This is a genomic window from Streptomyces sp. NBC_00557 (assembly GCF_036345995.1).
Classification (GTDB): Bacteria; Actinomycetota; Actinomycetes; order Streptomycetales; family Streptomycetaceae; genus Streptomyces.
On sequence record NZ_CP107796.1, the window covers coordinates 777,073 to 801,369 of the forward strand.

The following is a 24,297-nucleotide window of genomic DNA, read 5'->3' on the forward strand; positions in this document are numbered from 1 at the left end:
GCGCCTGGACGATCCGCTCGGTCGGGAGCCCTCCGCCGGAGCCCGGCCGCGCCCTGAGAAGCCGGTGCGCCAGCACTCGGTTCCCCCGCTCACCCGCCCACGCTGCACTGAGTGCCACGCTTCCCCGCTCCGGGTGCTACGTTCCCCTTCATGAGCTCCAGCAGCGCGGCGCCGGCCGAGAAGCCCTCGATGCGGGAGGCCCTCGTCTCGGCGGCCTTCCGGCTCTTCCTGGAACGCGGATACGAGCAGACCACGGTGGACGACATCGTGGCCCTGGCCGGGGTCGGCCGGCGTTCGTTCTTCCGCTACTTCCCCTCCAAGGAGGACGTGGTCTTCCCCGACCACGAGCGCTGCCTGGCCGACATGACCGCCTTCCTCGCCGCGAGCGACGAGGAGCACGAGCCGGTGCGGCGGGTGTGCGACGCGGCCCGGCTGGTGCTGCGGATGTACGCGGAGAACCCGACGTTCTCCGTGCAGCGCTACCGCCTCACCAAGAAGGTGCCGGGCCTGCGGGCCTACGAGCTGTCGGTGGTGTGGCGCTACGAGCGCGCGCTCGCCGAGTATCTGCGCGGCCGGTTCGCGGGCCGGCCCGACGGGACGCTGCAGGCGGACGTCATCGCGGCGGCGGTCGTGGCCGCGCACAACAACGCCCTGCGCTCCTGGCTGCGTTCGGACGGCGTGGGGGACGCGGGCGCCGCCGTGGACCGCGCTCTCGGGTATGTGCAGCGGGAGTTCGGGCACACCGCCGGGCCCGCCGCGCCGCCGGTCGGCGTCCATCCGCTGCCGGGCGGGGAAGGCGACCGTCCCGACGACGTGGTGGTGCTCGTCTCCCGCCGGGACGCTCCGCTGTGGCGCGTGGTGCAGGAGCTGAAAGCGGTCCTCGGGCGCGCCTGACGCCCGCCCGGTACCCCGCCGCCACAGATTGGGGGTACGCAGTGCCTTTACGTGTGACACTCAGTGCCATACTCTGTCGCCGTGCACGGTGGCACGGCCGCCGCGCACGCGTGTGCCCGGTGCGCGCCGGACACGCGGGATTCCGGCCGAGCGCAGGGAGTTGACCAGCGTGTACCAGTACTCAGCAAACGCATCGCATCCGGCGGCCGGCTCCGCGGCGGGTGTCCTCGACCCCGTCTCCGCGGACACCAGGGACGCCCTCGTCTTCCAGCGCTGCACCTGGTGCGGCACCGCGATGTACCACCGGCTGCTGTGTCCGGTGTGCCAGGGCAGCGAGCTGCGCACGGAGCGCAGCGAGGGCGTCGGCACGGTCCGGCACTCCACCGTGGTGCACCGCAACACCCCCGCGGCACGCAACGTGTCGCTGATCGAGATGGCCGAGGGGTTCGTCGTACGGGGCCGGGTCATGGGCCCGCCGATCGGCATCCACAGCGGCGACCGCGTCCGGCTGTCCACCGCCCAGGATCCGGTGCGCGGCGAGCCCGTCTTCCAGCTGCTGGACGAGCCGTACCGGGGCGCCTGGACCTGACGGCACGCCAGACGGCCGGCGCGGCCGGCCGTCCTCCCCGGCGGCCCGGCCGGGTCCCGGTCAGTCCGCGAGCGTCACGCGGATGCCCACCGTGCCGTCCAGCCCGCGGCGCAGCCGGCTGCCCAGCAGGGTGAGGCGGCCGAGGATGCCGTACTTGCGGGCGATCAGGTTCCGGTAGCGGGCGGTGGTGGCGGCGTCGGTGATCTCCGCGGTGGCCGGGACCTGGTCGCCGGTGGGGTTGCCGCGCAGGTCGCAGGGGCCGACCAGGACGTCCGCGCGGCGGCGGATCCGCTTGACCTTGAAGCTGTCGGCGGCGGTCCAGACGCCGAGGCCGTCCCCGTCGCGGACCACCCACACGGGGGTGGCGACCGGGGCGCCGTTCTTGCGGTAGCTGGTCACCAGCAGGTACTTGCCGGAGCCGAGCCGGTCCAGCCGCGTGTCGTCCATGCCGGGCAGTGTAGGAGGCCGCGCCGCTCGGCGGGCATGCCCGGTCGCGGTGTTCACCGGATCCGCCCGGTCACTTCAGGGCCGCCGCCATGCGCCGTACCCCTTCGGTGAGGATCTCGGGCGAGGTCGCCAGGTTCAGCCGTACGTGCCCGGCGCCGCCGGTGCCGAAGGGCAGGCCCGAACTGAGCGCGACCCGGCCGCGGTCGAGGAAGACCTGGGCCGGGTCGTCGCCGAGGCCGAGGGCGCGGCAGTCGAGCCAGGCCAGATAGGTGGCCTCGGCCGGGTACGGGCGGACCGCGGGCAGGTGCTCGGCGAGGAGGGCGGTGAGCAGGCGCCGGTTGGCCTGCAGCCCGGCGAGCAGGGCGTCCAGCCAGTCGGTGGCCTCGCGCAGGGCGGCGGTGTGGGCGATGACGCCGACGTGGCTGGGGCCGTGACTCACCTCCTCGGGGAGCCGGTCGAGGTCGGGTGCCGCCTTCGGGCCGGCGAGGGCGAGGGCGGCCTTGAGCCCGGCCAGGTTCCAGCCCTTGGAGGCCGACATCAGCGACAGGCCGCGCTCGGCGCCGGGCACGCTCAGATACGGCACGAAGGCGACGCCCGGGGCGACGAGCGGGGCGTGGATCTCGTCGGCGACGACGCGGACGCCGTACCGTTCGGCGAGGGCGGCGACGGCGGCCAGTTCCTCGGCGGTGTGCACGGTGCCGGTGGGGTTGTGCGGGCTGCACAGCAGGAATGCGGCGCGCCCGGACCCCGCGCCCGCCTCGCGGAACGCCTGCTCCAGGGCAGCGAGGTCGAGTCGCCCGCCGGCGCCGAGCGGGGCTTCGGCCACCCGGCGGTCCATGTGGGCGACGAACTGGAAGAACGGCGGATACACCGGCGGATTGACGATCACCGGATCGCCGGGCCCGGTGACCAGCTTGATCATCTCGACCACGCCGAGCATCACGTCCGGAACGATCGCGGTGCGCTCGACGGCGATGCCGTCCCAGTCCCAGCGCTCGGCGGCGAAGGCGGCCAGGGCCTCGGCGTAGGCGGTGCCGGCCGGGTATCCGGTGTCGCCGAGGGCGAGCGCACCGGTCACGGCGCTGACGACGGGTTCGGCGAGCGGGACGTCCATCTCGGCCACCCACAGCGGCAGTACGTCCTCGGGGTAGGTGCGCCATTTCATGCTCGTACGGCGGCGCAGCTGCTCCAGGCCGAGCGCCTGCAGCGGGCCGGGTTCACCGGGCGTGACGTGCGGGATGTCGGTCATGAGGAGCATGATAGGAGCGCGGCGGGGCCGGTGGAACGGCCGTACCACCGGGTGGTGCGCCGAGATCGGCTCGGGCGTGCGGGCCGCCCCCGCGGCGATCTCCCCTCGGGCGCGGCCGACGCCCCCGCGCGTCGACCGCGTCCCACTGCCAAAGAGTCGTGAACGCCGCGCCCGTCGGCCGCGTATGGAGGTGCGGGCCCTGGACGAGGCGGGGCCTCGCGCCGCCGGGACCGGCGGCGTGCGTTCGGTTCGGCTTCGGGAGCCCCGCATGCGGCACGCACGACGACGGATCGTCCGGCGGGTGACCCGCCTGACGGCGGTCGCCGGACTCCTCCTGGGTGGCGCGATGGTCACCCAGGCGGCCATGGCGAGCGAGCCACCGCCGGCCGCCGCCAGACCGCTCGCCTCCGCGTCCGGATCCGGCGCCGGGGGCACGGGGGCCGCGCTGGTGGCGCGGCTCGGCACGGCACGCACGGCGGGCGACTGGATCGGCGCGGACGGCCGGCCGGTCGTCGCGGTGACCGACGAGGCGGCGGCCCGTGAGGTACGGCACGCGGGAGCCGAGGCGAAGGTCGTGCGGCACAGCATGGACGAGCTCAAGTCGGCGACGGCCGCGCTGCGTTCGGCTCCGCGCGTGGCGGGCACCGCCTGGGCGGTGGACTACCGCACCAACCGGGTCGTGGTCAGCGCGGACAGCACGGTGTCCGCGGGCGACTGGTCCAGGCTGAGCCACGTGGCGGCGCGGATCGGGAGCTTCGTGCGGATGGAGCGGACGAAGGGCACGTTCACCACGCGCCTGAACGGCGCCCAGCCGATCCTGTCGACCGGGGGGCGCTGTTCGGCCGGGTTCAATGTGACCGACGGGCGCAGCGACTTCATCCTCACGGCCGGTCACTGCGGTCCCGCGGGATCCATCTGGTTCGCGGACGGCCAGGGCGGCCGGCAGCTCGGCCGGACGGTGAGCAGCACCTTCCCCGGCAACGACTTCTCGCTCGTGCAGTACGCCTCCGGCCGGGCCGGTGACGGCGCCGACGTCGTCGCGATCGGCGGCGGCAACGGCGTGCGGATCACGGGCGTCGCCGACGCGGCGGTGGGGCAGCGGGTGTTCCGCAGCGGCAGCACCAGCGGCCTGCACGACGGAACGGTGACCGCGCTGAACGCGACCGTCAACTACCCGGAGGGCACGGTCACCGGGCTGATCCAGACCACGGTGTGCGCCGAGCCCGGCGACAGCGGCGGGCCGCTGTTCTCCAACGGGATCGCGCTCGGTGTGACCTCGGGCGGCAACGGCGACTGCACCACGGGCGGGACGACGTTCTTCCAGCCGGTGACGCGGGCACTGTCGGCGCTGAACGTCAAGCTCATCGTGTCGGCGAAGAACGCCGGCGGCGGCGCCCCGAGCGCCTCCCCCGCGCCGTCCGCCTCGGCCGCCCAGGGCGCGATGGCGCCGAACGCGGCGTCGCCGGGGTCCGCGGCGCCGGTGACCGGCGCCGCGGGGCGGACGCTGCTGGCACGGCTGACGGACACCCGGAACGTCGGTCCCGGGCTGCTGGTCATCGCGGGCAGTCTGATCGCGCTCGTCGCGACCCGCTACATACGCGCCGAGCAGGACCGCAAGGCCTATCAGCGGTACTACTCGGCGACCTGGGGCTGAGGTACGAGGACACTACGGGGACATACGAAGGGCACCCGTGCTCACGGGTGCCCTCGAGGGTTCGGCGCGGTCCGCGCGAGGCCGGTCAGGCGGCCCGCTGCGATCGCGGTGCCGCGGCGGCCCACTCCATCACGAGGCGCTGGTACTCGGCGCGCTGCTCGGTGGTCAGTGTCCCGCCCGCCCGGCGCCACAGGGCCCTGATCTCCTCGTTGACCTCCGCGGCCGAACGCTCGGGAGCGGCTTCAACAGTGGTGGACATGCTGTGAAGCATATGCCGATCGAGGTGAAGGCGCTGTGAGTAACTGCACTCCATATGGACATTACGGACGTGGTGCTCATCACGTCGATGTGTCAAGCACCGTGCGGGAGTTCACACCGGCCCCTCACCAGCACGGTACCGGGATCGCGAGGACGGCACACCTGGTGCACCGTGTCCCCGGTCACATCCGGCGGCTCAGGTGCCCGGCTTGCGGCCGTAGACGAAGACGTCGTCGCCGTTCCTCAGCAGGGACCAGTACGCCTTGGCGTCCTTGGTCGTCATGTTGACGCAGCCGTGCGAGCCCGGCGGGTTCCACATGCTGAGGTTGACCGAGTGGAAGGCCTGGCCGCCGTCGAAGAACTGGCTGTAGGGCATCGGCACGTTGTAGACGCTGGAGACGTGGTCGATGTCCCGCCAGTAGATCTTCTTCAGGCCGGTGCGGGTCGTGTACCCCTTGCGGCCGGTGCGCACGGGCACCGGTCCGTAGACGAGCTTCTTGCCGTCCTGGACCCAGCTCAGCTGGAGCGTGAGGTTCACACAGGCGATCCGGCCCTTGTTCACCGGGCACGCGCCGTCCTTGTTGGGGTTGCTCCCCACGGCCTTCTGCTTGTTCATGAGATCCATCACGCCCCAGGTGACGGGGCCGGCGTAGCCGATGTCGGGCGTGATGCCGTGTTTGTCCTGGAAGGCCTTGATGGCCTTGCAGTCGGCTGCGGACTGCTTGCCGTCGACCGGCCGGCCGAGGAACTTCTCCACCTGCTTCTGGTACGGCCCCGTCTGCGTGGTGCAGCTCGCGGCCTGGGCCGGTGCGGCGGTGAAGGCGAGCGTGAGCGGCGCCACCAGCCCCGTGACCCCCAGCACGACGACACCCCGTCTGCGTATGTCCCCCACGTGAACCCCTTCTCCCCATCCCGCCCAGGGCCTCCCCCGGGCGCTCCCCTGCCCGATTCCCGCGTTCTCGCACTACTAGACCTGCGCGGGCACCCAGGAGTTGTGGTTCCGGCCAGACTGTGACGAAACGGTGAACCCAGGGGGGCCGGTGCCGACGGTCTCGTCCGTGCCGCGCCCCGGCGACTGCGGCCCACGGCATCCAGTCCCGTTCCCCCGTATGGGACCGGGCCCAGGCTCTTTGGCCGCTCTACGCTGCCGTACATGCACCCCACCCTCGCCGGCGACCTCTCCCGGTTCCCCGAACTCCTCCAGTCGGCCCGCGACTTCGCCGCCCGGGAGGCGGTGGGCCTGGACGAGCGGCCGGCTGCCGTCGGCGGGACGGCGCCCGGGCGGGCTGCGCTGCCGGAGGAGGGCGTGGGCGCGGAGGCGGCGCTCGGATGGTTCGGCGAGCGGTGGGCGCCGGGGTTCTCCGGTTCCGCCGGGCTGACGGCTCAGGGGCGTCGCAGGGCCGTGTGGAAGCCGGTGTTGACCGCGGTGAGCCCGCCGTCGACGACCAGCGTGGTGCCGGTGATCCAGGCGGCGTCGCGGGAGGCGAGGAAGGCGACCGCGGCGGCGATGTCCTCCGGCTCGCCGACCCGGCCGAGCGGATAGAGGTCACGGAGGGCTTCGAGCTCGGCGTCGCGGCCCTCCCACGCCGAGGTGCGGACGGTGCCCGGCACCACGAGGTTCACCCGCACGCCCCGGGCCGCGGCGTGCCCGGCGAGGGTGCGGGTGAGCGAGCCGAGGCCGGCCTTGGCGGCGCTGTAGGCGTGGTTGCCGAAGTCCTGCAGCCCGTTGACGGAACCGATGCCGACGATCGCGCCGCGTCCGGAGGCGGCGAGGTGGGGCAGGGCGGCGCGGCAGCAGCGGTAGGCGCCGGTGAGGGTGACGTCGAGGTCGAGCGCCCAGGCCTCGTCGGGGTCGTCCTCGAAGAGCGGCACGTCCGGGGTGCAGTGGGCGGCGCAGTTGACCAGGACGTCGAGGGAGCCGAACGCGGCGACGGCGTGGGCGACGGCCGCCTCCACCGAGGCGCGGTCGGCGACCTCGCACGCCAGCGCCTCGGCGGCAAGCCCCTGGCGGCGCAGGTCCGCGGCGGTTCGCTCGGCCTCGGGCAGGTCCCGGTCGGTGACCAGGACCCGGCCGCCCTCCTCGGCGATCCTGCGTGCGACGGCGGCGCCGATGCCGCGGGCCGCACCGGTGACGAGAACTCCGTGTTCCGCGAAGCGGGTGTGATCGGTCATGCGGTGACCGTACGGCCCGGCGGGCGTTCTTTCACCGGTATCGATGCCTGTCCGTGTGGCCGGCGGAGGCCTCAGTGTCCGCGCCTGATCCACTCCTCCAGGTGCGGTGCCTCGGCGCCGATGGTGGTGGGGTCGCCGTGGCCGGTGAGGACCTTCGTCTCCGGCGGCAGGGTGAGGAGCCTGTCGCGGATGGACTCGATGATCGTCGGGAAGTGGGAGTAGGTGCGTCCGGTGGCGCCCGGCCCGCCCTGGAAGAGGGTGTCCCCGGTGAAGACGGTGCCCAGCGCCGGGTCGTACAGGCAGACCGCGCCGGGGGCGTGTCCCGGGGTGTGGATCACGGTCAGGTCGGCGCCGGCCGCCTCGATGACCTGGCCGTCCAGCAGGTGCCGGTCGGGGTCGCGGTGCGGGTGGGTCATCTTCCACAGCGGCAGGTCGTCCGGGTGCAGCCAGATGGTGGCGCCGGTGCGCTCGGCGAGTTCGGGTGCGGCGTTGACGTGGTCGTTGTGGGCGTGGGTGCACACGATGGCGGTCAGCCGCCGGTCGTCGACGGCGCGGGCGATGGCCTCGGCGTCGTGGGCGGCGTCGATGACGATCACCTCCCGTTCGTCGCCGACGATCCACACGTTGTTCTCGACGTCCCAGGTGCCGCCGTCGAGGGTGAACTGCCCGCTGGTGACGAGGCGTTCGATGCGCACGGTCATCAGAACACCACCACCGAGCGGAGCACGTCACCCTGGTGCATCCGCTCGAACGCCTTCTCCACCTCGTCCAGTCGGACGGTCTCGGTGACGAACGCGTCGAGCGGCAGCCGGCCCTGGAGGTGCAGGTCGATCAGCATGGGGAAGTCGCGGGTCGGCAGGCAGTCGCCGTACCAGGAGGACTTCAGGGCGCCGCCGCGGCCGAAGACGTCGAGCAGGGGCAGTTCGAGCTGCATCTCGGGTGTGGGGACGCCGACCAGGACCACGGTGCCGGCGAGGTCGCGGGCGTAGAAGGCCTGCTTGTACGTCTCGGGGCGGCCGACGGCCTCGATGACGACGTCGGCGCCGAAGCCGCCGGTCAGCTCGCGGATCGCCTCGACAGGGTCGGTGTTCCTGGAGTTGACCGTGTGGGTGGCGCCCAGCTTCCCGGCGGCCTCCAGCTTGCGGTCGTCGATGTCCACCGCGATGATCTTCGCCGCGCCGGCGAGGCGGGACCCGGCCACGGCCGCGCAGCCGACGCCGCCGCAGCCGATCACGGCGACGGAGTCGCCCCGGCCGACGTTCCCGGTGTTGATGGCGGCGCCGATGCCGGCCATCACCCCGCAGCCCAGCAGCCCGGCGACCTCCGGGGAGACCGCCGGGTCAACCTTGGTGCACTGGCCCGCCGCCACGAGGGTCTTCTCGGCGAAGGCGCCGATGCCCAGCGCGGGCGACAGCTCGGTGCCGTCGGCCAGGGTCATCCTCTGCTGCGCGTTGTGCGTGTTGAAGCAGTACCAGGGCCGGCCGCGCAGACAGGCGCGGCAACTCCCGCACACCGCACGCCAGTTGAGGATCACGAAGTCACCGGGCGCCACGTCGGTGACCCCCTCGCCGACCGCCTCGACGACACCGGCGGCCTCATGGCCGAGGAGGAAGGGGAAGTCGTCCGAGATGCCGCCCTGCTTGTAGTGCAGATCGGTATGACAGACACCGCAGGCCTGGACGCGTACGACGGCCTCGCCGGGGCCGGGGTCCGGCACGACGATCGTCTCGACCCGTACGGGCTGGTCCTTTCCCGGTGCGATCACGCCGCGTACTTCCTGCGCCATGGTCTGGCCCCTTCCTCGATTGCCTTCCCGCCGACCCTACGCGCGACCGGTCGGTACCGGGACGGACCACGACGGCGACCGTGGATCTTTCCTGCGGCGGAGCCCGGTGAAGCCCGGTGGACGCGGACGCGATGCCGGCGTATGGGGCGGCGTCCGCGGGAAGCGTCCGATCCGTGTCGCCGAACTCCCGCAGCGGCGCATCGCGTTCGCGTGGGACGGCTTACTCGATGCCCGGCACCAGACCCATCGCGGGCGCGGCGAGGTCGGTGACCTGGTGCAGCTCGTTGAGCCGGTTCAGTTCGCCGACCTGGTTCAGTGCGCGCAGTTGCTCGGAGACCCGGGGGACCTCCGCCTTGTGCCGGGCCGGGATGTCACTGACGGTGAGCGAGTCGAGCGTGGCCATGGGCGGCGGGATCAGCCCGGTGTGCGGCGCACTGGCGTCGGCCGCGTGCGCCAGCGGCGCGGCAAGGCCCGTGACCCCGGCGGCGAGACCGAGGGCGGCGACGATACGTCGTGTTGAGGTCATGTTCTCAGCAACGGCGGCACACCGTGTCCGGACACGGGCGGCGGCCCGCGCTCACCCGTGAGGCGGAGGCCGCCGTCCGTGCCCGCCGGGCCCACCGGTCCAGGCGTGCCCCGGAGCCCGCCGGTCCAGGCGTGCCGGAGACCGTCGGACTGTGCCCGTACTGGCGCCGGAGTGGGCTCGCCGGGCCGCCCATGCTGCGCTTGCCGGGGCCGTCGGGCCGGAGGAGTCTCGAAGAGTGGGGGTCCGGTCCGCGCGGCCCGCGCCGGCCGGGCCGCCGGCGCCCGAAGGAGGTTCACCCATGGGCACGCAAACAGGTTCCGCCTTCGACATCGAGACACTGCGCCGCGGCATAGAAGGGACCACCGGCAACACCCTTCTGTCGCTGTACGCCGACGACGCGGAGATCCGTATCGTCGACCACGAACACCAGCCCAGCCATCCCACCGTGCTGCGCGGCCGGAGTGAGATCGCCCAGTTGCTGCACGACGTGTACAACCGCGACATGACGCACCGGCTGGACCAGTGCGTCGTGCAGGGCGACCACGCCGCGTTCAGCGAGTCCTGCCAGTACGGGGACGGTACCCGTGTCCTGGCCGAGTCGATGATCACGTTGCGCGACGGCAAGATAGCCAACCAGTTGATCATCCAGGCCTGGGACGAGTAGACACCTGCTGCATGACCGGGGCCGGCAGGAGCCGGTGGCATGAGGCGCACCGGGCGCGTGGCCGAAGTGGACCGGCAGGATGCCCGGCACGGTCTCGACGATGGTCGAACGCCGGGGATTCGCCGCGGATCCGCGGTCGGCGGGCGGGAGTTGAGCGCGCGGTGCGGGTACGGGAAGAGCCGGGGGTGCGTCGTCGAGGCCGCCGGGAGGCGGCAATGCGGCCATACTGACCGTCGTGCGCGTTGCGATCATGTCGGCAGGGTCCCGGGGCGACGCGGCCCCCTACACCGGTCTGGGCCACCGGCTCGCCGAGGCCGGGCACGAGGTCGCGCTGGTCACCCACGCCCGCTTCGAGCCGCTGGTGGCGGGCTCCGGCATACGGTTCCACGCGCTGCCGGTGGATCCGCGGGCGGAGCTGGAGTCACCGCGCGGACGGGGCCTGCACCGCAGTACCGGCGGCGTCGGCAAGCTGCTGCGGGTGGTGGACCTGGCGCGGCGGCTGGTCGGGCGGATGACCGAGGACCTGCTCGCCGCGGCCCGGGACGCCGAGGTGCTGCTGCTGTCCGCCTCGCTGGCCCCGCTCGGGCACGCGATCGCCGAGGGGCTGCGGGTGCCGAGCATGGGCGTCTATCTGCAGCCTCTCGCGGCGACAAGGGAGTTCGCGCCGCCGGTGCTCGGCGGCGGCAGCTGGGGCGGGGCGGCCAACCGGCTCGCCGGACACGGTGTCGCCCTCGCCGTGGAGCACGTCTTCGCGGCCGCAGTGCCCGGTGTGCGAGCCCGTCTGGGACTGCCCCCGGTGCGCACCGGCGCCGCACGGCGGGCCCGGGAACGGCAGGACTGGCCGGTGCACCACGGGTTCAGTCCCCTGGTGGTGCCCCGGCCGGCGGACTGGCGGACCGGTCTGACGGTCGGCGGCTACTGGTGGCCGTACGACACCGAGAGCCGGCTCCCCGACCCCCTGGAGGAGTTCCTGGACGCCGGTCCGGCGCCGGTCTTCGTCGGGCTGGGCAGCGCCACCGTGCCGGATGCGGCCCGGCTCGGCGCGCAGCTGGTGGCGGCACTGCGGCGGGCCGGGCTGCGCGGGGTGATCCAGCGCGGCTGGGCCGGGCTCGCGGCCACCGGGGAGGACATGCTGACCGTCGACGACGTACCCCACGCGCTGCTGTTCCCGCGGATGGCCGCGGTGGTCCATCACGCGGGCGCCGGGACGACCGCGGCGGGACTGCGCGCGGGGGTGCCTGCCGTGCCGGTGCCGGTGCAGTTCGACGCGGGGTTCTGGTCCGCCCGGCTGGTCGCGCTGGGCGTCGCCCCGGACGTCGTGCCGTTGCGCCGCCTCACCGTGGACGCGCTGGCCGCGGCGCTGGTGCGGGCCACGCGTGAGCCGGCGTACCGGGAGCGGGCGCGGTCGCTCGGCGCGCGCATCCGCGGCGAGGACGGCGCCGCACCCGTGCTGGCGGCGCTGGACCGGCTCGGCGGGTGAGGCGCCGGCGGGAGCGCGGTGGGGCGGGCGTCAGCCGTTGGTGAGCACCATGCGGAAGCGGGCGGCGCCGGAGAGCATCTTCTGGTAGGCCGCCTGCGCGTCGTCCAGCGGTACGGTCTCGGTCATCGGGCGGATGTTGTGCAGGGCGCTGAACTCCATGGTGTCCTGCACGTCCTGCGAGGTGCCGGACGGGTGGCCGCGCGCGATCCGGCCGCTCATCAGCAGCTGGACCGGGCTGATGCCCAGCGGCTCGGGATCCGCGCCGATCACCACGAGTTCGCCGCGCGGCGCCAGTCCGTCCACGGTGGCCGCGATGGCCTGGGAGTTCCCGGCGGTGGCCAGCACGACGCTGGCGCCGCCCAGGGACTGCAGGGCCTCGCCGACCGGGGTGCCGGAGGTGCTGTCGACATAGTGGTGGGCGCCCAGCTGCTTGGCGAAGTCGGCCTTCTCCGGGCCGCGGGCGATCGCCACGGTCTCGAAGCCCATCGTCGCCGCGTACTGCACCCCGAGGTGGCCGAGGCCGCCGATGCCGAGCACCGCGACCAGGTCCCCCGGGTGGGCGGAGCTGCGCCGCAGCCCGTTGTACGTGGTCACGCCGGCGCAGGCCATCGGCCCGGCGTCGGCCGCCGAGAGCGCGTCGGGGATCCGGGCGAGGGCGTCGACGGGCGCGATGACCTTCTCGCCGAAGCCCCCGTCGTAGGCCCACCCGGGGACCTTGAGGTTGGCGCACGTGATGAAGTCGCCCTTGCGGCAGGACGTGCAGTGGCCGCAGCTGCCGCCGAACCAGCCGACCGCGACCCGGTCGCCGACCTGGTATCCCCAGTCCTCAATCCCCTCGCCGAGCGCCTCGACGCGGCCCGCGATCTCGTGCCCGGGAACTTCGGGGAAGGTCACGCCCGGCAGGCCGGCGTTCACGAAGAGGGTGTCGCTGTGGCAGATCCCGCAGGCGTCGACGGCGATCCGCACCTGGCGGGGCCCGGGCTGCGGCACCTCCCGCTCGACCAGTCCGAACGGTCCGCCCGCGGTCGTCACCTGCGCGACGCGATAGCTACTCATCACACGCTCTCCTGTGTCTCGCGTGGTCGTCCGCCGCTCCGGAGCACGGGCAGGACGCCCCCCGCACCAGCAGACCAGCTCCAGCCCGATCCCGCGCGCCGGGCCCCACCGGGCTCGGGTCCCTCTGGGCCGCCCCATGCCGGCCTGGGCCGTCCCGGACCGACGCAGGCCGAAGGCGCACCGAGTCTTACGACGTCCAGCGCCGAGGCCCCTGCCGCCCATCACCGAAGCCCGTCGCCCAGAGCGGAGGCCGTGATACGGGAGCGGCGCGTGCAGGCGGACGGGCCCGTTCAGACGGGAGAGGGCCGCTCAGCCGGGGGGCCGCTCAGCCGGGGCCCGCGCAGCGGGATGGCCGGCGCAGGCGGGAGCGGGCCTGTGAGGCGGAGCGGGCCACACCAGGCGGGCGGGCCATGCCAGGCGGACGAGCCCGACGGAAGCGGACCGCGTCACGCGGGAGCGGGCCGCTTCAGGTGGCAGGGGGCGCGCCAGGCGGAAGCGGGGCGCCTCACGCCAGAGCAGACCCGTCAAACGGCCGCGCGCCGCGTCACGCGGGAGCAGGCTGCTTCAGGTGGCAGGGGGCGCGCCAGGCGGAAGCGGACCGCCTCACGCGGCAGCGGGCCCGTCAAACGGAAGCGGACCGCGTCACGCAGGAGCGGGCCGCGCCAGGCGGAAGCGGGGCGCGCCAAGCGGAAACCGGCCGTGACACGCGAGAGCGGACCGTGTCAGGCGGAAACCGGCCGTGACACGCGAGAGCGGGCCGTGTCAGGCGGCCGGAGGGCGCCAGCTTTCCGGGCGGAGGATGCCGAGCAGGAGGCCCACCAGTTCGTCCACCACGTCGTCGAGCGTGGCGTCGACCCAGCCGGCGCTCCAGTCGTGCAGCAGGCCGTTGACGCTGCCAATGAAGGCCGTCGCGGCGAGCCGGTAGTCGCGGGGCGCCGCCTCGCCGCGCGCCACGGCCGCGTCCGCCTCGGCGCGGATGAGGTCGATCCAACGGGCCCGGCGGGCCAGGCGCTGTTCCTCCAGGCGCGGGCTGACGCCGACGATCTCCATGAAGCTGATGCGGATGCGCCGCGGGTCGGAGGTGACGTTGCGGGCGTAGGCCCGGAAGAGCACGGCGGCGCGCTCGGCCAGCGGCAGCCCGTCCGCCGTGGCGAGGGCGTCCAGGACCGCCTGTTCGGCCCAGCCGTTGACCTGCAGGTGCAGGGCGGCGAGGACGTCCTCCAGGGTGCGGAACTCCTCGTAGAACTGGCGGGTGGACAGGCCGGCGGCCTGGCTCAGGGCGGCCACGGTCGTGTTCCGGTAGCCGGGGGCGCCGCCGAACAGCTCCAGGGCCGCGGCCAGGAAACGGCGCCGCCGCTCGGCCTGCCGTTCCTCGGCGGATCTGCCGCCGTAGCGGCCCGTCGGCGCCTTCAGCCTGCCCGTCACCTTGTTCCCTCCGTCCGGCCCCCGCCCACCCCAATCTTGTCGTGCACACATCTTGTCGCGAAGGAGGTTCGCTCCTTACTTTTCAGTAAGTCCACTGTGAATGCGCCCGTGTTCAGATTCCCTCACGTCCTCGAGGAAAGAGAGCAGTCATGCCTGCCTCCAGAACCAGGCACCTGTGCTCCGTGGCCGCGGCCCTCGCCCTGGCCCTCGCCGGCCCGGCGACCGCCGCCACCGCGGCGACCACCGCCACCGCCGCCTCCACCGCGAGCGGTGCCTCCGGCGGCCTGCGGGAGGTGCTGTTCGTCGGCAACAACTGGGACGGCACCGCCGACGTCATCCAGTCCTCCGGCGACTTCGCGAAGATCGGCCGGATCGACGTCGTACCGGACAAGGCCCAGCGGCTGGCGGAGATCAACGCCGATCCGATCAAGTGGATCTACTACACGTCCATCCGCAACGAGGTCGGCGAGGGCCACGACCAGTACGTGGACGACATGTACTCCACGCCCGACGGCAGGTCCGTGGTGGTCTCCCGGCCGAGTTTCGCCGACGTCGTCTCCATCGACCTCGCCACCGGCAAGCTCAACTGGCGCTTCCCGGTGGCCGGTTACCGCGCCGACCACATGGCCGTCTCGCCCGACGGCACCCGGGTGGCCGTCTCCGCGTCGACCGCGAACAAGGTGCAGGTGCTGGACATCGACACCGGCAGGGAACTGGGCGAGTTCGGCACCGGGGACAAGCCGCACGAGAACTTCTTCACCGACGGCGGCAGGTACATCTGGAACATGTCCATCGGCGAGGTCACCACCTCCCTCGACGACCCGGGCTGGGACTGGACCAAGGGCGACCGGCACATCACGGTCGTCGACGCGAGCACGTTCAAGCGGGTCAGGACCATCGACATGCGGCAGCGGCTGGACGCGGCCGGGCTGAGGGACTTCTCCGACGCCGTGCGGCCGGCCGCGTTCACGCCCGACTGGTCCAAGCTGTACTTCCAGGTGTCGTTCTTCAACGGCTTCCTGGAGTACGACGTCGCCTCCGACAAGATCACCCGCGTCAAGACGCTGCCGGAGAACCCGGCGACCAACCCCGACCGCACCACGTGGCTGCTGGACTCGCGCCACCACGGCATCTCGATGAACCCCGAGGGCACCAAGCTGTGCGTCGCCGGGACGATGGACAACTACGCCACCGTGGTCGACCGGGCCTCCTTCGACGTCGGCCCGCTCGTCACCGCCGCCACGCCGTACTGGGCGACCGTGAGCGGCGACGGCAAGGACTGCGTCATCTCCGAGGCGGGCGCCGACCAGGTCACGGCCATCGACTTCGCCACCGGCCGGAAGGTGCTGTCGGTGCCGGTCGGCGACCATCCGCAGCGCGTCCGGCTGGGCCATGTCCAGGCCGGCTGGACGGGCCCGGGCGGAAGTTGAGCGCCGGCCCCGGAACAGTCGGCGGCGTGCCTCACTCCCCCACCCGGCGGGTCACGTTGAGCAGGTACTCCTTCCTGTTCAGCGGATTGTGGTCGGTGCGCGGGCGCCGCGGGACCGTGCCGCGGACGACCGGTGCGTAGTGGTCGAAGGCCGTCTCCACCGCTCCCTCGCCCCGGGTGAGGCCGGGCAGCCGCTGCTCCAGCTCGTGCACCCGGGCCGCGGGCACCGTTCCGTGCAGGACGCCGGTCGCACCGAGCGCGTCGGTGGTCTCCGGTACGGCGCCCAGCCGCGCGAGCACCGGAAGCAGCGCGCCCAGCGTGTCCACCGGCGCCTCGAGCCGGAAGCGGTGCACGGGCTCGTGCACCAGGGTGCCCGCGCGGCGCAGCGCCTCGGTCAGGACCAGCGGGGTCAGGCCCCGGAAGTCGTAGCCGGTGCTCGACATGCTCTTGTCGAAGCCCTGGTGGGCGTGGCTCTGCCGGGGCGAGTAGCCGGAGTGGGTCATGGTGACCGTGCAGTCGGGGATCCGCCAGCCGTACAGTCCCTGGCCGAGCGTCCCGCGGACGGTGTCCTCGACGGCCTTGAAGAAGGCGTACGGCATCGAGCCCAGCTCCACCTCCAGCCGGAACTCCACGCCCGCGCCGGGCGGTGCGGGCTCGACGCGCAGGCCGACCGTGGCCAGGAACGGGTTGCCGTCCTTCTTGTTGAACTCCACGGCGTGCCCGGTGCCGGCCAGCCGTTCGATGCACAGGGTCGTGGTCTCGCGGAAGGTGACGTCCAGGCCGTACTCCTCGGCGAGGGTCGCCTGGACGACCTCCTTCTGCACCTCGCCGTAGAGGGAGACGGAGGTCTCCCCGCGCTGCTCGTCGTGCCGGACGCCGATGAGCGGGTCCTGCTCGGCGAGCTGGGTGAGCGCGAGGTGCAGCGAGCGCCGGCCGGTGCCGGGGCCGGGCACGACGACCGTCTCCAGGGTGGGCGGCGCGAAGTGGTGCCGGTACGCCGGGCCCGGGCGGCCGAGGGCGTCGCCGATCCGGATGCCGTCGAGTCCCCACACCTTGACGATCCGTCCGGCGCCGGCCTGGTCCCGCCGCACGCCGGTGCCGGCCTCGAACACGCTGAGCCCGGTGACACGGCCCTCGGCGCGGCGCCGCACGGCCCGGCCGGCGGCCCGACCGCCGCCGGAACGGTCCTGCGGCCCGTCGAGGCGCCCTCCGTTCCGTGCTCCGCCGCCGGCCGGGTCATCCTCCGCTCCCCCGCTGCCGAACGGCACCCGGTCACGGACGCGCAGGGCGCCGGAGAAGATGCGGGCGTAGGCCACCTTCTCGCCGGCCGGGCCGCGTTCGACCTTGAAGACCGTGGCCGACAGGGGGCCGGCCGGGTCGCCGTCGGCGGTGGGCAGGAGGTGTTCGATGCCTCTGATCAGCTCGGGCACACCGGCTCCCGTGATGGCGGAGCCGAAGTACACCGGGTGGACCAGCGCGCGGCGGCTCTGGGCGGCGAGGGCGGTGTGCACGCGGTCGTCGGCCGGCGAGCCGTCGAGGTAGGCGGCGAGCAGGTCGTCGTCGTGGTCGGCGAGCACCTCCAGCGCGGAGGGGCCGAGCCCGGGGACGAAACGGGCGGCGGGCGTGCCGGGTGCGGCGGGTTCGCCCATCGGTACGAGCGGTACGGACAGCCTGCGGGCCATCTGTTCCAGCACGGCGGAGCCGTCCGCGCCACGCCGGTCGATCTTGTTCACGAAGATCAGCGTGGGGATCCGCAGCCGGCGCAGTGTGCGCATCAGCACGCGGGTCTGCGCCTGGACGCCCTCGACGGCCGAGACGACCAGGACGGCGCCGTCGAGCACGCCGAGCACCCGCTCCACCTCGGCGATGAAGTCCGGGTGGCCGGGGGTGTCGATGAGGTTGACGGTGACGCCGTCGAGCGGGAACGAGACGACGGCGGACTTGATGGTGATGCCGCGCCGCCGCTCCAGCGCGAGGGTGTCGGTGGTGGTGCTGCCGGCGTCGACGCTGCCGATCTCGTCGATCACCCCGGCGGAGTGCAGCAGCCGTTCGGTCAGGCTGGTCTTACCGGCGTCGACATGCGCGAGAATTCCGAGATTGAGCAGATGCACTGAGCGTGATGTCCTTCGGCACGGGGCGGATTCCTTCCTGGGCGGACATGCACGCAGCGCGCATCGGCGGACCTCTCTCTGTGTGTGACGACGGACAGCCCGCAGTGCAGCAGACACCGGGACCCGGCGGCAATGGATTAACGCTCAACAAACGGGGATGACGCGCGGCGGGATCGTGGTGCTGCTCCGGGGCTGCCGGGGAACTCGGCGATCCCCGGCTGCTCGGGGAACCGATACGCCGGGCGCAGGACGGTCGCGGACCCGGTGGCCCCGGTGGCCCCGGTGAGAGGAGCGGATGGTGCGGGAGATCCTGCCGGCGCTGGCGCGCTGGCACGCGGCCCGGGTTCCGTTCGGGCTGGCCACGGTCGTCGCGGTCAGCCGCAGCGCGCCGCGCGGACCGGGGGCCGCGATGGCGGTGGGCCCGGACGACGAGGTCGTGGGCAGCGTGTCCGGAGGCTGTGTCGAGGGCGCGGTGTTCGAGCTCGCGCAGGAAGTCGTGGCGAGTGGCGCACCGCGGCTGGAGACGTTCGGCTACAGCGACGAGGACGCCTTCGCCGTGGGGCTGACCTGCGGCGGCGAGATCACCCTGCTGGTGCGGCCGGTGACCGCCGAGTCGGACCCGGCACTCGGTGCGGTCGCCGCGTCGGTCGCCGCGGGCGAGCCGGTGACCGTGGCCACGGTGGTGGACGGACCGGCGCGGCGCGGCGCGGCCCTCGCCGTCTGGCCCGACCGGGCGGCCGGCACGCTCGGCACGAACGGCCTCGACGTCGCCGTCACCGCGGACGCGCGCGGCGAACTCGCGCTCGGCGCCTCGGTGCAACGGCACTACGGGCCGCACGGCGAGCGCCGCGAGGACGCCGTCACCGTGTTCCTCCAGTCGTTCGCGCCGCCGCCGCGCATGCTGGTGTTCGGCGCGATCGACTACGCGGCGGCGGTGGCCCGGATCGGCGACTTCCTCGGCTACCGCGTCACCGTGTGCGACGCCCGCCCCGTCTTCGCCACGCCCAAGCGCTTCCCGGCGGCCGTCGAGGTCGTCGTCGACTGGCCGCACCGCTATCTCGCCGGCACGCAGACCGACGACCGCACGGTGGTCTGCGTCCTCACCCACGACCCGAAGTTCGACGTACCGCTCCTCCAGGAGGCCCTGCGCCGCCCGGCCGCCTACATCGGGGCCATGGGCAGCCGGAAGACCCATGAGGAGCGGCTCGCCCGGCTCACGGAGGCCGGCCTCTGCCGGGCGGAGCTGTCCCGGCTCCGCTCGCCGCTCGGCCTCGACCTCGGGGCCCGTACGCCCGAGGAGGTCGCCGTGTCCGTCGCCGCCGAGATCGTCGCCCTGCGCTGGGGCGGCAGCGGCGCGCCGCTGACCACCACCGCCGGAGCGATCCACCCGCCCGCCGCCTGACGAGCCGCGGAAGAGACCGACCGGGCAGCGGCCGGCCGGAACGGTAACAGCGGCGGGGGCCGCAAGGGGCGCCCTGTTCGGCGCCGGTCACTGCGCGGAGAGGGCAGGCGCTCGAGCCCCTGGGTGAGCACCCCGCCGAGCAGGGGGCCGGCGGGGAGGGCGAGGCTGCCGACGCCCGCCCACACCCCGATCGCGCGGGCCGTTCGGCCTCGCCGGGAATGGCCCGGCCGATGAGGGCGAGCGTGCCGGGCAGCAGCAGGGCCGCGCCGGGCGCACCGCGCGCCTGAGCAGGGTCACGACTGCCTCGGGCATGGGGGACGGGTACCACCCGCCGGACCGCTCAGACGCCGTGCGGTGCACCTCCGGCGTCGTGCGGCGGGGGCCGCCCGGTGGGACGCGGGGTGCCGCCTAGCGTGGGGGCAGGCGGTGCAGGGTCACGTCGGTGAGCGCGCCGTCGGTGAGGGTCGCGGTGAGGTAGGTGCAGTGGGGCTGGCGGCGGCGGTCGGTCGGGGAGCCGGGGTTGAGCAGGCGCAGGCCGTTGGGGGCGGTGGTGTCCCAGGGGATGTGGCTGTGGCCGAAGACCAGCACGTCGAGGTCGGGGAAGCGGGCGGCGCAGCGGGCCTCGCGGCCCTGGGCGGGGCCGGTTTCGTGCACGACGCCGAAGCGCAGGCCGCCCAGGTCGGCGCGGGCGACCTCGGGGAGCCGCGCCCGCAGCTCCGGCCCGTCGTTGTTGCCGTACACCGCGACGAGCCGGCGGCTGCGGCTCTCCAGCAGGTCCAGGGTGGCGGTGTCGACCCAGTCCCCGGCGTGGAACACGACGTCCGCGTGCGGGAGTTCGGCCAGCAGCGGCTCGGGTAGCCGTTTGGCGCGCTTGGGCAGATGGGTGTCGGACATGAGCAGCAGGCGCACGGCGACAGCCTAGGCGGCGCGGGAGGTCAGGCGGCGCAGGCCGCGTGCGGCGCCGAGCAGCGCGACGCCCGCACCGAGGGCGGTCGCGGCCGGGTGCCGTGCCACGGTCTGCTGCAGGGAGCGCGGGTGGGCGCTGTCGTCGAAGGAGCCGTGCGCGCCGTGGTCCTCGGCGAGGTCCCGGTCGACGGGGGTGAAGAGGTTGTCCTCGCCGGCGGGCGGGATGCGGTCGGTCTGCTGGGCGTCGAAGCCGGTGCGGGCGAGATAGCGGTCGAGCAGGGCCGGGACGAGCCGGTTGGCCCAGATGGTGGCCACGGTGCTGGCGCCGACGTAGTACTGCTTGCGGCGCGGGTGGTCGGCCGCGTACAGCACACCGCGGGCGGCGACCTCCGGCTGGTAGATCGGCGGCACCGGCATGGGGTGCCGGGACAGCCGGGAGCGGACCCATTCGAACTGCGGCGTGTTGACGGCGGGCATCTGGACGACGGTGACGTGGACGTGGCTGCCGCGGTGCAGCAGTTCGGTGCGCAGGGAGGAGGTGAAGCCGTTGATGGCGTGCTTGGCGCCGCAGTACGCCGACTGCAGCGGGATCGACCGCTCCCCGAGGGCCGAGCCGACCTGCACGATGGTGCCCCGGTCGCGGGGCAGCATGCGGCTGAGGGCGGAGCGGGTGCCGTTGACGAAGCCGAGGTAGGTGACCTCGGTGATCCGGCGGAACTCCTCGGGGGTGATCTCGTCGAACGGCGCGAAGACGCTCGCGAAGGCGCAGTTGACCCAGATGTCGATGGGGCCGAACTCCTTCTCCGCGGCCTCGGCGACGGCCTCGACCTGGGCCTGGTCCGCCACGTCGGCGGGCTGCACGAGCGGGCGTCCGCCGAGGGCCGCGACCTCGTCGGCCGCCGCCCGCAGGCCGCCCTCGCCGCGCGCGACCAGCACGACGTTCGCGCCGCGCCGGCCGTACAGCCGGGCGGTGGCACGGCCGATTCCGGCGCTGGCACCGGTGATGACGATGGTCGCGGGCATGATCATCTCCTTTCGACGGGCTCACTGCATCCGGTGCTGCCGTGTCTCATCCCGGGCGCCGCCGCAGCCGCAGGGCGAGCGCGGTGGCGGCGGGCAGGGCAGCCGTGGCGGCGGCCGTCGCCCAGCGGGCGGCGCGGGAGGGCGGGGCCGGACGGTCGGCCAGGCGTTCGGGGTGGTCGCTGGGCAGGTTGCCGTCGAGGGCGAGCGCGAGCACCTCGGCGAGGTGCAGGGCGCGGCGGCCGGTGCCGCCCTCCTCGATCTGGGTGCGGCAGCTGAAGCCGTCGGCGAGGACCAGGCTGTCGGGCGCGGCGCCCCGGACGGCGGGCAGCACGCCCTGTTCGGCGACGGCCATGGAGACCTCGTGGTGGCCGCGTTCGAAGCCGAAGTTGCCAGCGAGTCCGCAGCAGCCCTCGTCGAGGACCTCGGCGTCGAGGTGGGCGCGGCGCATCAGTTCCTCGTCGGCGCCGGACTTCATGATGGCGTGCTGGTGGCAGTGGGTCTGCACGGTGGCCTGCCGGGCGAGCCGGGGCGGCTCCCAGCCGTCGGGGGCGTGGTGGACGAGCTGTTCGGCGAAGGTGCGGACCTGCTTGGCGAGCCGCTGCACGTCCTGGTCGGCGGGCATCAGCTCGGGGGCGTCGGCGCGGAAGACGGCCGTACAGGAGGGTTCGAGACCGATGACGGGGGTGCCCGCCTCCAGGTAGGGGCGCAGCACCGCGAGGGTACGGGCCAGCACCTTCTTGGCGATGGCGAGCTGACCGGTGGAGATCCAGGTCAGGCCGCAGCACACGGGTTCGGTCGGTACGGCCACCCGGAATCCGGCGTCCTCCAGCACCCGTACGGCCGACTTCGCGATCGCGGGGTGGAAGTAGGTGCTGAAGGTGTCGGGCCACAGCACCACGGTGCGCGGGTCGGCCGGGTCCGGCTCCTGCCGGTCGCGTGCCTTCCACCACTGCACGAACGACTCCTCGGCGAACACCGGTGCCGAGCGGGCCTCGTCGACGCCCGCGAGCCGCTTGCCGAGCCGGGCCAGACCGGGCGCGTGCAGCGCGGAGTTGACCAGCGAGGGGGCGATCCGGGAGAGCCGGGCCCACACCGGGAGGTAGCCCATGGAGTAGTGGGCGGCCGGGCGGATCCGGCCCTCGTAGTGGTGGGCCATGAACTCGGCCTTGAGGGTGGCCATGTCGACGCCGGTCGGGCAGTCGGACTTGCAGCCCTTGCAGGCCAGGCACAGGTCGAGTGCGTCGCGTACGGCGGTGGAGCGCCAGCCGTCCTTGACGGCGGAGTCGGCGTGGCCGTTGAGCATCTCGAACAGCAGCCGGGCCCGGCCGCGGGTGGAGTGCTCCTCCTCCCTGGTGGCCCGGTAGGAGGGGCACATGACGCCGCCGGAGTGGCTGCGGCAGTTGCCGATGCCGACGCACCGCATCACGGCGCGGTTGAAGGAGTGCTCGTCATCGGGGAAGTCGAAGTGGGTGGAGGGGGTGGCCGGCCGCCAGCCCGGGCCGAGCCGGAGCTGCCCGTCCACGGGGTTGGGGCGGACGACCTTGCCGGGGTTCATCCGGTCGCGGGGGTCGAAGAGGGCCTTCAGCTCGCCGAACGCGGTCACCAGCCGCTCGCCGAACATGCGGGTGAGCAGTTCGCCGCGGGACTGCCCGTCGCCGTGCTCGCCGGACAGCGAGCCGCCGTAGGAGGCGACGAGGTCGGCGGCGCGCTCTACGAAGCGGCGGAAGTGCGCGACGCCGTCGGCGGTGCGCAGGTCGAAGGGAATGCGGGTGTGGACGCAGCCCTGCCCGAAGTGGCCGTACAGGGACGGGTGGTCGTAGTCGAACTCGTCGAACAGGCCTTTGAGGTCGCGCAGATAGTCGCCGAGCCGGTCGGGCGGCACGGCGGAGTCCTCCCAGCCCTCCCAGGTCTCCCGGTCGTCCGGCGGACGCGCGGTGACGCCGAGTCCGGCCTCGCGGGCCTTGAGCATCTTCTGCTCGCGCTCGGGGTCGTCGGAGAAGGCGATCCTGCTGTCCTTCTCGTCGCGGCCGACGGCGCGCAGCAGGGCGTGCGCCTGTTCGTCGACGTCCTCCTGGCTGTCGCCGCTGAACTGCAGCATCAGCCAGCTGTCGCCCTCGGGGAGGGCGTTCAGGGAGTCGAGGTAGGCGCCCTCCTCGCGCATCAGCTGCGCCATCCGGCCGTCCAGCGCCTCGAGTTGGGTGGGCGAGCAGCGTTCGAGCAGCAGCGGCACGTCGTCGGCGGCCGTGCAGATGTCGTCGTAGCCGAGGACGAGCAGCGACTGGTACGGCGGCACCGGGACGAGGTCGAGTTCGGCGCGCAGGACGGTGACCAGGGTGCCCTCGCTGCCGACGAGCGCCTTGGCGACGTCGAAGCCGTTCTCGGGCAGCAGGGAGTCGAGGTTGTAGCCGGAGACGCGGCGCGGGATCTTCGGGTAGCCGCGGCGGATGTCGGCGAGGTACTCGGTGGCGATGCGGTCGAGGCCGGCGTAGAGCTCGGCGAGCCGGCCGCCGCCGGCGGCGATCCGGGCGCGCTCGTCGGGCGGGGTGGGGCCGACCCAGGCGCGCTGCCCGTCATAGGTGAGGATCTCCAGCCGCCGGACGTTGTCGACGGTCTTGCCGTAGGCCTGCGCGGAGGCGCCGCAGGAGTTGTTGCCGATCATGCCGCCGAGCGCGCAGTGACTGTGCGTCGACGGTTTGGGCCCGAACTGGAGCCCATGGGTGGCGAGTCGGCGGTTGAGTGCATCGAGGACGATCCCGGGCTCCACCACGCAGGTGCGCCGCTCGGGGTCGACGGAGATGAGCCTGTCGCAGTACTTGCTCCAGTCGATCACCACGGCGGTGTTGGCCGACTGTCCGGCGAGGCTCGTGCCGCCGCCCCGGGAGAGGACGGGGGCGTCGAACCGCGCGCACACCGACACGGCCCGGGCGCCGTCCTCGACCGTGCGCGGGACGACGACGCCGAGCGGGACCTGCCGGTAGTTGGAACCGTCCGTGGCGTAGGCGCCGCGGCTGCCGGCGTCGAAGCGGATCTCGCCGTCCACCTCGCCGCGGAGAGCCGCCTCGAGGCCGGACATGTCCGAAGCGGTCATCTGCGCTCCCTTGTCTTCACCGACCGTGCAAGGTCACCGACGTGCTGCCTGTCCGAGGACGGGCGAGTACCCGACAATTGGACAGCCAAGACTGAACAGCTTGAGCTGGACAGTTACGGCTGCCGGCTTTAGGGTGGC

General features: G+C 73.5%; 21 protein-coding genes. 7 read left to right on the forward strand and 14 right to left on the reverse strand.

All coding sequences use genetic code 11. From position 1 onward, the window contains the following. The first annotated feature begins 150 nt into the window (after positions 1–150). Positions 151–894: a TetR family transcriptional regulator gene (locus OG956_RS02795; protein ID WP_330336315.1), complete on the forward strand. Its 744-nt coding sequence runs from the start codon at positions 151–153 to the stop codon at positions 892–894. A 169-nt stretch (positions 895–1,063) separates the two neighbouring features. Beyond that, entirely contained in the window at positions 1,064–1,483 is a 420-nt protein-coding gene (locus OG956_RS02800) for a Zn-ribbon domain-containing OB-fold protein (protein ID WP_330336316.1), read from the forward strand. A 60-nt stretch (positions 1,484–1,543) separates the two neighbouring features. Here the strand turns inward: OG956_RS02800 and OG956_RS02805 are convergent, their stop codons facing one another. Further along, complete coding sequence (locus OG956_RS02805) at positions 1,544–1,930, reverse strand: PPOX class F420-dependent oxidoreductase (RefSeq protein ID WP_330336317.1); 387 nt, start codon at positions 1,928–1,930, stop codon at positions 1,544–1,546. 70 nt (positions 1,931–2,000) lie between these two features. Continuing rightward, a complete protein-coding gene (locus tag OG956_RS02810; RefSeq protein WP_330336318.1) occupies positions 2,001–3,179 on the reverse strand; it encodes a MalY/PatB family protein in 1,179 nt (392 codons plus the stop codon). 268 nt (positions 3,180–3,447) lie between these two features. On the opposite strand from OG956_RS02810, the gene OG956_RS02815 reads away from it, so the two are divergent. Then, on the forward strand, positions 3,448–4,833 hold the full coding sequence (locus tag OG956_RS02815) for a S1 family peptidase (RefSeq protein ID WP_330336319.1): 1,386 nt from the start codon (positions 3,448–3,450) through the stop codon (positions 4,831–4,833). A gap of 85 nt (positions 4,834–4,918) precedes the next feature. Here OG956_RS02815 and OG956_RS02820 read toward each other — a convergent pair whose 3' ends face one another. The 6 genes from OG956_RS02820 to OG956_RS02845 form a co-directional block, all read right to left on the reverse strand. Continuing rightward, on the reverse strand, positions 4,919–5,104 hold the full coding sequence (locus OG956_RS02820; protein ID WP_330336320.1) for a hypothetical protein: 186 nt from the start codon (positions 5,102–5,104) through the stop codon (positions 4,919–4,921). A 183-nt stretch (positions 5,105–5,287) separates the two neighbouring features. Continuing rightward, positions 5,288–5,983 (reverse strand): L,D-transpeptidase family protein, encoded by a 696-nt coding sequence (locus OG956_RS02825; RefSeq protein ID WP_330336321.1) that lies wholly within the window; start codon positions 5,981–5,983, stop codon positions 5,288–5,290. A 491-nt stretch (positions 5,984–6,474) separates the two neighbouring features. Beyond that, the gene (locus OG956_RS02830; protein WP_330336322.1) at positions 6,475–7,263 is read right to left on the reverse strand and encodes an SDR family NAD(P)-dependent oxidoreductase; all 789 of its coding nucleotides are present in this window, start codon (positions 7,261–7,263) and stop codon (positions 6,475–6,477) included. A 71-nt stretch (positions 7,264–7,334) separates the two neighbouring features. After that, a complete protein-coding gene (locus tag OG956_RS02835) occupies positions 7,335–7,964 on the reverse strand; it encodes an MBL fold metallo-hydrolase (RefSeq protein ID WP_330336323.1) in 630 nt (209 codons plus the stop codon). Continuing rightward, positions 7,964–9,049, reverse strand: coding sequence for an S-(hydroxymethyl)mycothiol dehydrogenase (locus OG956_RS02840; protein WP_330336324.1), 1,086 nt, complete (start codon positions 9,047–9,049; stop codon positions 7,964–7,966). The genes OG956_RS02835 and OG956_RS02840 overlap by 1 nt, the downstream gene beginning before the upstream one ends. A gap of 220 nt (positions 9,050–9,269) precedes the next feature. Then, positions 9,270–9,575, reverse strand: a complete 306-nt coding sequence (locus OG956_RS02845; protein ID WP_330336325.1) for a hypothetical protein — start codon at positions 9,573–9,575, stop codon at positions 9,270–9,272. A 298-nt stretch (positions 9,576–9,873) separates the two neighbouring features. Here OG956_RS02845 and OG956_RS02850 point away from each other — a divergent pair, with 298 nt between their 5' ends. After that, positions 9,874–10,239 carry a nuclear transport factor 2 family protein gene (locus OG956_RS02850; RefSeq protein ID WP_330336326.1) on the forward strand — a complete coding sequence of 122 codons (366 nt, stop codon included), beginning with the start codon at positions 9,874–9,876 and terminating at the stop codon, positions 10,237–10,239. Positions 10,240–10,489: 250 nt separating this feature from the next. After that, a complete protein-coding gene (locus OG956_RS02855) occupies positions 10,490–11,719 on the forward strand; it encodes a glycosyltransferase (protein WP_330342716.1) in 1,230 nt (409 codons plus the stop codon). Between the two features lie 30 nt (positions 11,720–11,749). Here the strand turns inward: OG956_RS02855 and OG956_RS02860 are convergent, their stop codons facing one another. Continuing rightward, positions 11,750–12,775 (reverse strand): alcohol dehydrogenase, encoded by a 1,026-nt coding sequence (locus OG956_RS02860; RefSeq protein WP_330336327.1) that lies wholly within the window; start codon positions 12,773–12,775, stop codon positions 11,750–11,752. Positions 12,776–13,537: 762 nt separating this feature from the next. Continuing rightward, the gene (locus OG956_RS02865; protein WP_330336328.1) at positions 13,538–14,200 is read right to left on the reverse strand and encodes a TetR/AcrR family transcriptional regulator; all 663 of its coding nucleotides are present in this window, start codon (positions 14,198–14,200) and stop codon (positions 13,538–13,540) included. Positions 14,201–14,349: 149 nt separating this feature from the next. On the opposite strand from OG956_RS02865, the gene OG956_RS02870 reads away from it, so the two are divergent. Further along, positions 14,350–15,630 carry a YncE family protein gene (locus OG956_RS02870; RefSeq protein WP_330336329.1) on the forward strand — a complete coding sequence of 427 codons (1,281 nt, stop codon included), beginning with the start codon at positions 14,350–14,352 and terminating at the stop codon, positions 15,628–15,630. A gap of 31 nt (positions 15,631–15,661) precedes the next feature. Here OG956_RS02870 and OG956_RS02875 read toward each other — a convergent pair whose 3' ends face one another. Further along, positions 15,662–17,740 (reverse strand): translation factor GTPase family protein, encoded by a 2,079-nt coding sequence (locus tag OG956_RS02875; protein ID WP_330336330.1) that lies wholly within the window; start codon positions 17,738–17,740, stop codon positions 15,662–15,664. 298 nt (positions 17,741–18,038) lie between these two features. On the opposite strand from OG956_RS02875, the gene OG956_RS02880 reads away from it, so the two are divergent. After that, the gene (locus tag OG956_RS02880) at positions 18,039–19,142 is read left to right on the forward strand and encodes an XdhC/CoxI family protein (protein WP_330342717.1); all 1,104 of its coding nucleotides are present in this window, start codon (positions 18,039–18,041) and stop codon (positions 19,140–19,142) included. A gap of 408 nt (positions 19,143–19,550) precedes the next feature. Here OG956_RS02880 and OG956_RS02885 read toward each other — a convergent pair whose 3' ends face one another. The 3 genes from OG956_RS02885 to OG956_RS02895 are packed head-to-tail and all read right to left on the reverse strand — an operon-like array spanning position 19,551 to position 24,159. Further along, a complete protein-coding gene (locus OG956_RS02885; RefSeq protein ID WP_330336331.1) occupies positions 19,551–20,051 on the reverse strand; it encodes a metallophosphoesterase family protein in 501 nt (166 codons plus the stop codon). A gap of 9 nt (positions 20,052–20,060) precedes the next feature. After that, entirely contained in the window at positions 20,061–21,071 is a 1,011-nt protein-coding gene (locus tag OG956_RS02890) for an SDR family oxidoreductase (RefSeq protein WP_330336332.1), read from the reverse strand. A gap of 46 nt (positions 21,072–21,117) precedes the next feature. Beyond that, on the reverse strand, positions 21,118–24,159 hold the full coding sequence (locus tag OG956_RS02895) for an FAD-linked oxidase C-terminal domain-containing protein (protein ID WP_330336333.1): 3,042 nt from the start codon (positions 24,157–24,159) through the stop codon (positions 21,118–21,120). Positions 24,160–24,297 lie beyond the last annotated feature (138 nt).